The sequence below is a fragment of the Brachybacterium alimentarium genome, from assembly GCF_002332425.1.
In the GTDB taxonomy this organism is placed as follows: Bacteria; Actinomycetota; Actinomycetes; order Actinomycetales; family Dermabacteraceae; genus Brachybacterium; species Brachybacterium alimentarium.
Genome location: NZ_NRGS01000019.1, coordinates 60,538 through 72,199, shown reverse-complemented (window position 1 = coordinate 72,199; position 11,662 = coordinate 60,538). Strand labels below are relative to the sequence as shown.

The 11,662-nt window shown below is 72.5% G+C and carries 10 protein-coding genes; 3 read left to right on the top strand and 7 right to left on the bottom strand.

What is annotated here, in order from left to right; all coding sequences use genetic code 11:
- The first annotated feature begins 61 nt into the window (after positions 1-61).
- On the top strand, positions 62-1,195 hold the full coding sequence (locus CIK71_RS11705; protein ID WP_096165855.1) for a 3-deoxy-7-phosphoheptulonate synthase: 1,134 nt from the start codon (positions 62-64) through the stop codon (positions 1,193-1,195).
- Positions 1,196-1,895: 700 nt separating this feature from the next.
- Positions 1,896-3,314 carry a DUF1990 domain-containing protein gene (locus tag CIK71_RS11700; protein WP_176485630.1) on the top strand — a complete coding sequence of 473 codons (1,419 nt, stop codon included), beginning with the start codon at positions 1,896-1,898 and terminating at the stop codon, positions 3,312-3,314.
- 12 nt (positions 3,315-3,326) lie between these two features.
- On the opposite strand, the gene CIK71_RS11695 is transcribed toward CIK71_RS11700, so the two are convergent.
- The 4 genes from CIK71_RS11695 to CIK71_RS11680 all read right to left on the bottom strand — a co-directional run bounded on the left by CIK71_RS11695 (position 3,327) and on the right by CIK71_RS11680 (position 7,967).
- Entirely contained in the window at positions 3,327-3,518 is a 192-nt protein-coding gene (locus tag CIK71_RS11695; RefSeq protein ID WP_096165853.1) for a hypothetical protein, read from the bottom strand.
- A gap of 251 nt (positions 3,519-3,769) precedes the next feature.
- On the bottom strand, positions 3,770-5,338 hold the full coding sequence (locus tag CIK71_RS11690) for an MDR family MFS transporter (protein ID WP_096165852.1): 1,569 nt from the start codon (positions 5,336-5,338) through the stop codon (positions 3,770-3,772).
- A gap of 365 nt (positions 5,339-5,703) precedes the next feature.
- Entirely contained in the window at positions 5,704-6,540 is an 837-nt protein-coding gene (locus tag CIK71_RS11685; protein WP_245857522.1) for a response regulator, read from the bottom strand.
- Positions 6,537-7,967 (bottom strand): sensor histidine kinase, encoded by a 1,431-nt coding sequence (locus CIK71_RS11680; protein WP_096165850.1) that lies wholly within the window; start codon positions 7,965-7,967, stop codon positions 6,537-6,539. The genes CIK71_RS11685 and CIK71_RS11680 overlap by 4 nt, the downstream gene beginning before the upstream one ends.
- A 102-nt stretch (positions 7,968-8,069) precedes the next feature.
- Between CIK71_RS11680 and CIK71_RS11675 the strand changes: the two genes are divergently transcribed.
- A complete protein-coding gene (locus tag CIK71_RS11675) occupies positions 8,070-8,810 on the top strand; it encodes a GAP family protein (RefSeq protein WP_096165905.1) in 741 nt (246 codons plus the stop codon).
- Between the two features lie 11 nt (positions 8,811-8,821).
- Here the strand turns inward: CIK71_RS11675 and CIK71_RS11670 are convergent, their stop codons facing one another.
- The 3 genes from CIK71_RS11670 to CIK71_RS11660 are packed head-to-tail and all read right to left on the bottom strand — an operon-like array spanning position 8,822 to position 11,642.
- Positions 8,822-9,676 carry a class II fructose-bisphosphate aldolase gene (locus CIK71_RS11670; RefSeq protein ID WP_096165849.1) on the bottom strand — a complete coding sequence of 285 codons (855 nt, stop codon included), beginning with the start codon at positions 9,674-9,676 and terminating at the stop codon, positions 8,822-8,824.
- Positions 9,667-10,680: a 1-phosphofructokinase family hexose kinase gene (locus tag CIK71_RS11665; protein WP_096165848.1), complete on the bottom strand. Its 1,014-nt coding sequence runs from the start codon at positions 10,678-10,680 to the stop codon at positions 9,667-9,669. The genes CIK71_RS11670 and CIK71_RS11665 overlap by 10 nt, the downstream gene beginning before the upstream one ends.
- Entirely contained in the window at positions 10,677-11,642 is a 966-nt protein-coding gene (locus tag CIK71_RS11660) for an ROK family protein (RefSeq protein ID WP_176485629.1), read from the bottom strand. Before CIK71_RS11660 ends, CIK71_RS11665 begins: the two co-directional genes overlap by 4 nt.
- Positions 11,643-11,662 lie beyond the last annotated feature (20 nt).

Sequence of the window (11,662 nt, the reverse complement as noted above, 5' to 3'; positions counted from 1 at the left end):
CCCTTCGCCATTCCCGGCGGGCTCTGAGCATCGGGTCCGCCCCTCCCCAAGGACAGGACCCATGACGATTCTCGACACCGCATCCACCGCGCAGGCCAGCGCCTCGCAGGATCCCACCTCGTCGGCCCCGGTCAGCACGTCCGACCGGCACATCTCGAGCCTCACGCCGCTGCCCACCCCGCACGAGCTGCTCGCCGAGCTGCCCCTGCGACCGGAGCACGCCGACCAGATCGCAGGCCACCGCGACGCCGTCCGAGCGGTGCTCTCCGGCGAGGACGACCGCCTGCTGGTGGTCGTCGGCCCCTGCTCCATCCACGACCCCGAGGCCGGGCTCGACTACGCCCGCCTGCTCGCCGGCGTCCAGGCGGAGATGGGCGATGACCTGCTGCTGGTGATGCGCACCTACTTCGAGAAGCCGCGCACCACCATCGGCTGGAAGGGTCTGATCAACGACCCGCACCTCAACGGCAGCCACGACATCGAGGGCGGCCTGCGCACGGCCCGTGCTTTCCTGCGCGAGGTGACCGCGCTCGGCCTGCCCTGCGCCACCGAGTTCCTCGAACCGATCAGCCCGCAGTACATCGCGGATCTCATCAGCTGGGGTGCGATCGGGGCCCGCACCACCGAATCCCAGATCCACCGCCAGCTCGCCTCGGGACTGTCGATGCCGATCGGCTTCAAGAACGGCACCGACGGAGCCATCCAGGTCGCGCTCGACGCGGTCGCGGCGGCCTCGGCACCGCAGTCCTTCCTCGGGATCGGGGCCGACGGGCGGGCGAGCCTGGTCTCCACCACCGGCAACGCCGACGCGAACCTGATCCTCCGAGGCGGGACCGACGGCCCGAACTGGGGCCCGGCGCCGGTGCGCACCGCCGCCGACCGCCTCGCCGCGCAGGGTCTGCCGGCGCGGCTCGTGATCGACGCCAGCCACGGCAACTCCGGCAAGGACCACGTGCGCCAGGCCGAGGTCGCCACGATGCTCGCCGACCAGATCGCGGTGGACGGCGCAGCGGTCGCCGGGGTCATGCTCGAGAGCAACCTCGTCGCCGGCGCGCAGACCCTCGACGTGGACTCGGGCCCCGACGGGCTCGTGCGCGGCCAGTCGGTGACCGACAAGTGCATGGCATGGGAGACCACCGAGGGTGTGCTGCGGGCGCTCGCCGGGGGAGTCCGGCGACGCCGTGACAGGAGCTGACCTGCGCGCCGGGCTGCGCGCGGCACGGCTGGCCCGGCTGTGCGCGGAGCAGCTGGCCAGCGGGGCCATGCGCGGAGAGGCTGGCCTGGCTGCGCGCGGAGCGGCTGGTCGGGCCGTGCACGGAGCAGCTGGTCGGCCCGTGCGTGGCGCGGCCGGCCTGGCTGCGCGTGGAGCGGCTGGCGCGACCGGCCTGGCTGCGCGTGGAGCGGCTGGCGCGGCCGACCTGGCTGCGCGTGGAGCGGCTGGCGCGACCGGCCTGAGCACCCCGGGGAAATAGGCGTTGAGACGGTGCTATTCCGCCTACTTCCCCGGGGTAGAGGCGATCGGGTGCGCGTTGAGGCGAGCTGGCGCAGGGAAACGCGCGGGCCGGGCCGGGCCGGCTGGCGCAGGGAAGTGCGCGGTCGGGGCGAGCGGGTGCAGGGAAACGCGCCCGGGCGGAACGAGCCGCAGCTCGGCCACTGCAAAGATGTGGAGCCCTGTGCGTGCTTCGCTGTACGTTCGCAGGATGACCTCCCCGTCCGCGCCGCTCTGGTGGCATGAGCTGAACGAAGCCCTCCGGGAAGGCGCCGAGAGCGGTCCCATGCGGGCTTCCGAGCGTGAACCCATGCCTGCTGCCGGGGGCGGCCCCATGCGTGCGGCTAAGGTTGGCCCCACACTTGCTGGCGAGGGCGGCGCCATGCCCGCTGCCGAGCGTGACCCTATGCCCGCTGCCGAGGGCGATCCTGTGCTCACCGCCGAGGGCGATCCGACATACGCCGACGAGCCCCTGAGCGAGCAGGTCATCACGCTGCTCGACGACGTCGAGGCAGCCTTCGCGGTGACCGGCGCCGACACCCCCGGATGGGAGGACCCGCATCTCGGGACCGATGGTGAGCGTCGCGACAGCCACGACGGGGAGTACAGCCGCTGCCTGGACCCCGGCAAGTACCGGATCCTGTGGGCCCGCGCCGAAGCCTGGACCCAGGTGCTCATCGCGCGTGGGTGGGCCGACCCGGTCGAGACCATGGACGGCGCACAGGTCGGCTGGGTCCTGGAACCGTTCGCGGACCGCTATCGAACCACCGTGCTGCGCCCTCGTCGGCCAGGAGCGCAGCCGCTCGTGCTCGCCCGCACCGCCCCGGACGACGCCGCCGGCAGCACCGACCTCGGCGCAGGCGACGCGGAGGTCCCGGACCTCGTCGTCGGCGTCGGGGAGCCCGCCGTGGTCGCCCAGGACACCGACTGCCTGTGCGACGCCTGCGATGCCGGCTCCCGCGAGCTGCTCGAGGAGCTCGATCGGACCATCCTCTCGATCGTCGACGGCTCCTTCGAGGCCGTCGTGACGTCCGATTCCCACAGCGAGCGCACCTCCTTCGGCGCCTCGAGCGGCAGCGGCCGGGACGACCTCGAGGAACCGATCCAGGTCACAGCCGGTCCGTGGGCCGACGGCTGGACGCCGCGGGAGCTGTGCCCACCGATCGATCCGATGGACTCCTCCTGGACGGAGGAGATGCTGCGGGAGCCCTGGCCGACGCGGCTGCTGGACATCATGCTCGCTGTTCTGCCGGTTCCTCTGGAAACGCGGATCAATCGACTCCGGCCCGGACGCTCCGGGACGCTGACGAGCTATGCCACCCTCGTGGACCCGGAACGGGCGATCACGGCTCCGCTCGATGCCCTGGAGAACCCGCCGGAGGGATACCGCCTGATGCACCGCAGCGCTGCGGTGACCGACATGGACTTCGAGCGGGCGAGCTCTGCCGTGCGCAGCTGGTTGGTGCATCGTCGGTCAGGGCTCCAGGTCGCGGCCTCGCACACCCCTGCCGCGCCGGGGGCCGAGGTGCACCTGCGCGTGGGGATCGGGCCGCTTCGCATCACCGTGCCCTGCCGTGTGCTGTGGGTGATCGACGAGCCGGATCGCGCCGGCTTCGCCTACGGCACGCTGCCCGGGCACCCGGAATCCGGGATCGAGCAGTTCACCGTGACTCGCACCGCGACCGGCACTGTGCGCTTCCATCTCGACGTCGTCTCGAAGCCCGCCACCTGGTACGCCCGGCTCGGCGCACCCCTCTCCCGGATCGCCCAGGAGATCATCACGCGGCGCTATCTGCGGGCGCTCTCCCTGCCCGCGCGGCGGTAGCCGGCCCGGCCGTCACGAGTCGAGGTCGTGACGCAGGCCGTGGATGATCACGCCGAGGAAGCAGATGACGAGGGCCGGTGCGAGGTTCACCGTGACCTCCAGGAACTCGCGGTCGAAGAGAGCGGCGACCGCTGCGACGAGGACGCACATCCCCACGGCGTAGAGCGCGACGACGAGCGTCAGATATTTAGCACGGTCCGCCATCTGGTCACGCCCTCTTCGCTCGGATCGGACGGCCATCGTCTCGCACGTCCGAGCCGTCTCGCACGGCCGGGCCGGGCGGGGCGTGGTCGGGCGCGGTCGGGCGCGGCAACGGCGTCGAGAACCGTGAGTGCGACCTGCAAGCATTCGGCCCCCTGCACGACCTCGACGCCGTACGGGCGGTGAGGCTGTGCAGAGGACCGAAAGGTGGTGAGGACCGGACGTCCTCACGGCCGTGCCGGGCGCTGAGAGACTCAGGCGGCCTGCTCGACCTCAGCCGGGTTGCTCTTGAGCGTCGCGCCGAGCACCACGGCGATCGTGGTCATGACGCCGCCGAAGGCGAACGCCCAGGAGGCGCCGCTGGCCTGGGCGATGGTCGCGGACGCTCCGGATTCTGCCGCGACGACGGAGCCGAGGGTGAGCAGGGCGATGAACACGGCCGTGCCGAGCGCACCCGCGAGCTGCTGCAGGGTGTTGAGGATGGCGGAACCGTGCCCGTACAGAGTGCGCGGCAGCGACCCGAGGGACAGTGCCATCAGCGGCGTCATGACCATGGCCATGCCGATGCCCAGCGGCACGTTCAGCGCGATGATCAGGCCCTGCGAGGAGTCGGCATCGAGCAGGAGCACCTCGAGCCAGCTCACGAGCGCCATCAGCGCGGCGCCGGGCACCACGATCGGGCGCGGTCCCACCCGGTCGTACAGAGTGCCGACGAGCGGCCCGAGCACCCCCGAGGCTGCCGCGCCGGGCAGCATCGTCAGGCCCACGTCGAGCGTGGACATGCCCAGCGAACCGGTCATGTACAGCGGCAGCGCCACGACGGTGCCGAGCATGGTCGCGAAGCCCAGCAGGATCACCAGCACGGACACCGAGAAGGTGCGCACCTTCAGGGGGCGCAGGTCCAGCAGGGGCTCCTTGCCGGTGGCGTGCATGCGCACCTGACGCGCAGTGAACACGGCGAGAGAGATCACGCCGACCGCGGCGACGAGCAGCGGCACCAGGCGGGCCTCGCCCTCGACGATCTGGCTGATCGAGGCCAGCGCGTAGATCACGCCGCCGAAGCCGATCGCGGAGAGGATCACGGAGACGACGTCCAGCCGCACCTTCTCGGGCTCGGTGTAGTTGCGCATGAAGATCAGGCCGATGACCAGGGCGATCACGATGATCGGCAGCATCATCACGAACAGGTAGTGCCACGTCCAGTTCTGCAGGATGAATCCGGAGATGGAGGGGCCGAGGGCCGGGGCGGCCGAGATGACCACGCCCACCAGGCCCATCACCAGGCCGCGGGCGGTGATCGGGACGAGCGCGAGGATCGTGGTCATCAGCAGCGGCAGCACCATGGCGGTGCCGGCGGCCTGGACGACGCGGGCTGCGAGCAGCACGGGGAAGGTCGGGGCGAGCATGGCGATCGCGGTGCCGACCAGGAACAGCAGCATCGCGGTGATGAACACGGCCCGCACCGAGAGCCGCTTCATGAGGAAGCCGGTGGTGGGGATGACGACGGCCATGGTGAGCATGAAGCCCGTGGAGAGCCACTGCGCGGTCACCGCAGTGATCGACAGGTCCGCCATCAGAGTGGGCAGTGCGACCGACAGCAGGGTCTCGTTGAGGATCATCACGAACGCGGAGACGACCAGGACCGCGATGATCGGGGCGACCTTGTAGGACGCCGGGGCACGGCCGTCCCGGACGGTCGTGTCAGGATTGTCGGCGCCCTCGCGGGTGGCGTACTCGGCGTCCGCGGAGGCGGCGCCTCCGGCGATGATCCCGGGTGCGTCGACCGCGGGGAACTCGCCCGTGGGCTGACGGGTGGAGGTCATAGGGGTGGCATGCTTTCTGCATCGAGGGACCGGAGGGCCGGGACCAGTGAGGACGCCCGCGTGCGCAGTGGGGCAGCATACTCAGGTCACCCTCCGGTGGGGCCGACGGGCAGGACCCGCGACCCGGACGATTCTTGCATGGAGTGCAGGTTTCGCCCGTAGGGAATGTGCTGTACGCATCCCTCAACGCCGCGCCCGGCTCCCACATTCCCGGTTCGCGCCACCGGTCCGGGCACGCCTCCGCGCACTTGTCCGTGAGGGCCGGTACAGGCACGGCGCGAGGGCGCGGGAGTGCGGGAGTGCGAGGACGCGGGAGTGCGGTAGTGCGGTAGTGCGGGAGCGCGGCAGTGCGGGGCTGCGAGACGTCAGGGCCGGTGCTGCTGCCACCACAGCGCCGCCTGCACCCGGGAGTCCAGCTGCAGCTTCATGAGCGCATGGGAGAGATGAGACTTCACCGTCGTGATCTCGATGAACAGGTGCGAGGCGATCTGCTGGTTGGACAGGCCCTGCGCGACCAATGCGAGGACGTCCTCCTCACGAGGGGTGAACGAGGGTGCAGGCTCCTGGGCAGCGGCGATTGACCGGCCGCCCCCGCCGAACGCTGAGGTCTCTGTCCTCTCCGCGCTCTCCACCTCAGCCCCGTTCCGGTCGCTCTCATACTCAGCCCCGTGCGGGCGGTGCCGCCCAGGCGCGTCCCTCACGGCGGCCCGGCCCCGTCCCTCCGGTCCGCTCGTCGTCTGCTGTTCTCGAGCCGCACCCGTTCCTGCGCCCCGATCCCGCAGCGCGCCCACCACGGCTCGGGTCGCTGCGGCAGAGAGCACCGCATCGCCTCGGTGCACGTCTCGCACGGCGGCGAGGATCCGCTGGGGGTCCTCGGACTTCACGAGGTATCCGTCGGCCCCTGCCGCCAGTGCTCCGAGCACATAGTCGTCGAGATCGAAACCGGAGATCACCAGTACGTTCGCGCCGGTCTCGCGCAGGCGCGGAGTGATCTCGATACCGGTGGCGCCCGGCATGCGGACATCGGTGAGGACCACGTCCGGGCGGTGCTCGCGGGCGGCGGTGACCGCGGTTTCGCCGTCGGCCGCCTCGGCGATCACGGTGATGTCCGCCGCGGAGTCCAGCAGAGCCACCAGGCCCGAGCGCACGGCGGGGTGGTCGTCCGCCACCAGCACGCGGATGGGCGTCGAGGCGTCGTTCACGGTGTGACCTCCTGATTCGTCGAGGGGGATGTCGTCGCGGCGTCGTGCCCGGTCCGGTCGCGCCCGGTTCGGTCGCGCCCGGTCCGGTCGCGCGCGAAGCCGTCGCGCGTGGGGATGTCGGAGAGCGGGGCGGGGGAGGAGAGCGAGGAGGGGGAGGAACCAGCGGCGCGGGGCTCGAGCCCACGGCTCGCGTCGGGCTCCGGCGGGCGCTCGCTTCCCACGGCACGCGTCGGCAGAAGCGCGAGCACGCGCCAGCTGCCGGCGTCCGGACCGTCGTCGGGGGCCGGTCCGGAGGTCGCGCTGCCGCCCACCGCGGTGGCTCGATGGGCGATCGCGCCGCGGCCCACACCGGAGCCCGGCACCGTGGACTCGGCTCGACGGTTCGTGAGCTCGAACGTCACCAGCTCGTCCTCCACACGCACCGCGAGCGTGATCGGGGCGAGCCCATGGCGCACCGCATTGGTGGAGGCCTCAGCGGCGATGCGCAGCAGTGCGGCCTGCACCGACGGCTCCACCCGGGAGGGGTCCTCCACCTCCGGGGCGATGCTCACGGACGCGTCGGGATCGCGACCGTGCAGGCGCGCGGTGAGCGACGGCCAGTCCAGGGTGACGGAGGGGAGCTCGGCGGAGTGCTCCGTGGAGAGCACCCCGATCATCGAGCGCAGGTCCCTCAGGGCCGCGTGCGCGGAGTCGCGGGCGGTGAGCAGGGAGCGGTCGCGCGCTTCGGGCTGCTCGAGGGAGGCGGCGAGATTGGTGTGCAGGGAGACGGCGCTGAGGTGCCCGGCGATCACGTCGTGCAGGTCGTGGGCGATCGTGCGGCGTTCGGTCTCCACGGCGTGGGCGGCGCGGGTGGCGGCGAGCTCATGCTCCACGGCGGCGAGGGTCTCGGCGCTGACGCGCGCGTCGCGGTGATGGCGCACCTCCCAGCCCCACAGCAGCGGAGTGGAGACCATCAGCGTCGCGATCAGCACCACGACCAGCAGCATCGGTCCCGAGGCGCCGAGCCCGGCGGCGACCAGCAGGGCGCTCACGGCGAGGCCGATGGCGATGCCCGTGGTGCGGCGGGCCAGGCGCATGGAGCCGTGCATGATCGGTTCGAAGAAGGCCTCGAAGAGCAGCATGTAGGCGGCGACCTGCCCGCCCACGATCACCTCGGCCAGTGCCAACGGGCCCGCCACGACGAGGGGGAGCAGCGGGAGGCGTCGCCTCCACAGCAGGCTCGCGCTGGCCACCAGCAGCAGGAGCACCGAGGTCCAGAGCGGCCAGCCGTCCCAGCTCTCGAGGAACCCTGAGTTGCGTGCGCCCATGGCGGCGAGCAGCAGCACGATCGCGGCGTAGCCGGCGGTCATGAGCACATCGCGGCGCGTGATCCGCCGGCGCGCGGGCGCCGAGGCGTGCGCGCGGGCCTCGAGCGGGTCGGCGAACATGCTCTGAGGCTACGTGGCCGCGGGCGCGGGAGCGCTCCAACGGGCGCAGTCGGCACCTTGGGAGGAGGACGGCCGACGGGCGCTCGCGGAACCATGGATCCCATGGACTCACTGCCCGATGCCGCCGGACCCCTGGGTCTGGTCCTCCTCGCCCTCGTGGACTCCACCTCGATGGGCACACTGGTCATCCCTGTGATCCTGCTCGTGGTGGGGCAGGGAGGGGCACTGCGTATCGCGGGCCGCACCCTGCTCTATCTGGCGGTGATCGGCGTGTTCTACCTGGCGCTGGGCATCGCCCTGCTGGCCGGGCTGCTGCCGCTGATCGAGTCCTTCGGACACCTGCTGGACTCCCCGGTGGTGATGCTCGCGCTCGCACTGCTCGGCGGCTTCCTGCTGTGGTGGTCCTTCCGCATCGACCCCAAGGCGGTCGCGAAGCGCGGCGGTGATCCCGAGGCCTCGGCGCGGAAGTGGACGGAGCGGGCCCGTCGTGCCTCGGGCCGTCCGTCGCTGCTGATCGGTCTCGCGCTGCTGGCCGGCGTCATCGAGGCGGCCTCGATGATCCCGTACCTCGCCGCGATGGGGATCATCGCCGACATGGGCGTCGGGCTGGGCCACGGAGCCCTCATACTCGTGGGCTACTGCGCGGTGATGATCGTGCCCGGCGCTGCGCTGTGCGGAGTCCGTGCCGCGCTCGGCGGCCGGGCCGACGCCTTCCTCGATCGGGCCCATGACTGGTCGGTGCGGCACGCCTCCAGTGCCTTCTCCTGGGCCGTGGGGATCGTCGGCGTGATCATCCTGCTGAACACCCTCGGCCCGGCGCTGAGCCTGTTCACCGGGCAGTAGCAGCCGCCCTCTCAGGCGGGCACCCCCGCCTTCGCGTCCCGGAACAGGGTCATCAGCCGCGCCGCCTCCTCGGCGCCCGCCTCGCGCCCCGCCCGCATCCACGTGCGGGTGTCCACCACGTCCGGATTCGTCTCCAGCAGCTCCCGCACGGCTCCGGTGAACACGGTGTTCAGATGGGTGGAGACGTTGATCTTTGTCATCCCCGCGCGGATCGCGGCCTGGATGTCGGCGTCGGCCACGCCCGAGGAGCCGTGCAGCACCAGCGGCACCTCCACGGCGGAGGCGATCTCCTCGATCAGTGCGAGGTCGAGCAGCGCGGTGCGCTCGGTCATCGCATGGGAGGTGCCGACGGCGACGGCGAGCAGGTCCACCCCGGTGTCCGCGACGAAGCGGGCGGCCTCGGCCGGGTCCGTGCGGGCGGTGGGGGAGTGCACGCCGTCCTTCCCGCCCACCTCGCCGAGCTCCGCCTCGACGCTCACCCCGAGGTCATGTGCCGCCCGCACCACCTCTGCGGTGCGGGCCCGGTTCTCCTCATCGGGCAGCTTCGAGCCGTCGTACATGATCGAGCTGACGCCGAGGTCCAGCGCCTCGCGCACGAGGTCGAGATCGTCGGCGTGGTCGAGGTGGACCACGACGTCGGCCTCCGCGGCCCGCGCGATCTCGAGGGTGGCCAGCCCGATCGGGGCGAGCCCGCCGTGATAGCGGGCGGCGTTCTGGCTGATCTGCAGCACCACCGGGCTGCCGGCGCGAGCAGCGGCCGACGCGAAGGCCTCGGCGTTCTCCACATGGACCACGTTGAACGCGGCGAGGCCCTCCCCGCGCGAACGGGCGGCACGGGCCGCGGGGGCCAGGGGGATCAGGGGCATGGGATCTCCTCGATCGAGACGGTGGGCAGGAGCTGCGCGGCGAGGCCGGGATCGATCTGCCCGGCGACGGGGCAGGTCACGGCGCTCGCACTCACGGCGACGGCATGGCGCAGGACGTCCGGCAGCGGATCCGCGTCCACGAGCAGGCGGGCCGCGAGCACGGCCACGACGGAATCGCCCGCCCCCGTGGGGTTCCCGCTGATCGCCTCGGCCGGCGCGGCCTGCCAGGCGGCGTCCCCCGCGGGGGCGCGGTGCACGCCGAGCATCCCGTCGGCCCCGAGGGAGCACACGACGGTGCCGGCACCGAGGCCGAGCAGGGCCCGTGCCGCAGCCAGCGGGGTGTCCTCGCCGGTCGCGGCGAGAGCTTCGCCGAGATTCGGCTTGAGCACGTCCGCCCCGGCGCGCGCGGCGTCCAGCAGCGCCGGGCCCGAGGTGTCCACCAGCACCGGTCGCTCGTGCTCCCGGCACGCCTGCACGAGGCCGGCGAGCTGGTCGCCGTCGAGCCCGGGAGGCAGGGACCCGCTCAGCGTGACCGCGACGATCCGTCGTGCGTCATCGGAGGGCTGCGGGCAGGTGTCGGAGCTCTGCGGCCCAGTGTCTGAGCTCTGCGGCGCAGCGTCGGAGGAGAGCCGGGCGCGGAGGTCCTCCTTCAGCTGCGAGCACTCGGCGGAGGAGAGGGCGGGTCCCGGCTCGTGGAACCCGGTCGCGCCGTCGGGCGCGACGACGGTGACCGTGCGCCGGCTGCTGCCGGAGATCGGGGTCCAGGCCTGCCACACCCCGTCGGCCGCGACCAGCAGGTCACGGATCTCCTCGCCGGTCGCGCCGCCGAGCGGGCCCGCGCACAGCGCCCGTCGTCCCAGCTGCGCGAGCACCCGGGCCACGTTGACACCCTTGCCGCCGGGAGCCGCATGCACGCGGCGCACGCGGTGCTCGGCGAAGGCGGCGATCGAGTCCACCTCGTAGGTGAGATCCAGGGCGGGGTTCGGGGTGAGGGCGAGGATCATCCGACGGGCTCCGTGCGTCGGGCGCGGATCATGCCCAGCAGTCCCGCGCCCTGGCAGCCGGCCCACATGCCGAGCGAGGACGGCAGCACCGGGGGAGCGGGCACCACACCGAGCCGGGCCGCGATCGAGGAGCGCAGGGTCTCCAGCACGATGGAGCCGCCCTCGGCGAGACCGCCGCCGATCACCACCGGACGCGTGCCCACGCTCGAGATGATCGTGGCCAGCGCCTGGCCGAGCGTGTCCAGCGCGCTGAACAGGATGGTCTCGGCCTGTGGGTCGCCGTCGCGGGCGCCATCGACCACCGCGCGGGCCGCGGGCCGGCCGCCGTCGGTGAGCACCAGCGGGTCCTCGCCCGCATCGACCAGCGCGGCGTAGCGGCGACCGATCGCGGAGGCGGAGGCCACTTCCTCCAGTCGCATCCTCTGCCCGGTGTACGGCTCCTCGACGAGCACCTGGCCGATCTCCCCGGTGAAGCGGTCGCCGAACACGGCGCCGTCGTGCACCACGGCGGCGGCGATGCCGGTGCCGATGGGGACGAAGAGGAGGTCGGCGACCGGGGGCAGCGACGGCGTGGTGGTGCTCTGGGCGAAGAGCCGCCCGGCGCCCCAGGCGGCCTCGGCGAGTCCGCCGGCGCGCACGTCGTGACCGAGGGCCAGCGGGGCACCGACCGCTTCCCGCAGCATCGCCCCGAGCTCGAGGTCCTTCCAGCCGAGGTTCACGGCGAGCTCGACCACCTCTCGGTCCTCGTCGAGGATCCCCGGCACGGCGATGCCGACGGGCACCTCGCCGTCCAGCCCGGCCTGGGTGCGCACGGAGGCGGTCTCCCGTGCGATGAGCGCGCACAGGTCGTGAGGGTCGCCAGGGGTGGGCAGGGAGTAGGGGATGCCGAGCGAGCCGTCGGAGCCGACCAGGCCGATCTTGGTGCGGGTTCCGCCGACGTCGACCCCGATCGCGCGGGTCACCGCATCGCTCCTGGTGCCGG

Excerpts from the sequence above, each read along its gene's own strand:
- CIK71_RS11705 (WP_096165855.1), top strand. The coding sequence starts at position 62 with ATGACGATTCTCGACACCGCATCCACCGCGCAGGCCAGCGCCTCGCAG.
- CIK71_RS11700 (WP_176485630.1), top strand. The coding sequence starts at position 1,896 with ATGCCCGCTGCCGAGGGCGATCCTGTGCTCACCGCCGAGGGCGATCCG.
- CIK71_RS11695 (WP_096165853.1), bottom strand. The coding sequence starts at position 3,518 with ATGGCGGACCGTGCTAAATATCTGACGCTCGTCGTCGCGCTCTACGCC.
- CIK71_RS11690 (WP_096165852.1), bottom strand. The coding sequence starts at position 5,338 with ATGACCTCCACCCGTCAGCCCACGGGCGAGTTCCCCGCGGTCGACGCA.
- CIK71_RS11680 (WP_096165850.1), bottom strand. The coding sequence starts at position 7,967 with ATGTTCGCCGACCCGCTCGAGGCCCGCGCGCACGCCTCGGCGCCCGCG.
- CIK71_RS11675 (WP_096165905.1), top strand. The coding sequence starts at position 8,070 with ATGGACTCACTGCCCGATGCCGCCGGACCCCTGGGTCTGGTCCTCCTC.
- CIK71_RS11670 (WP_096165849.1), bottom strand. The coding sequence starts at position 9,676 with ATGCCCCTGATCCCCCTGGCCCCCGCGGCCCGTGCCGCCCGTTCGCGC.
- CIK71_RS11665 (WP_096165848.1), bottom strand. The coding sequence starts at position 10,680 with ATGATCCTCGCCCTCACCCCGAACCCCGCCCTGGATCTCACCTACGAG.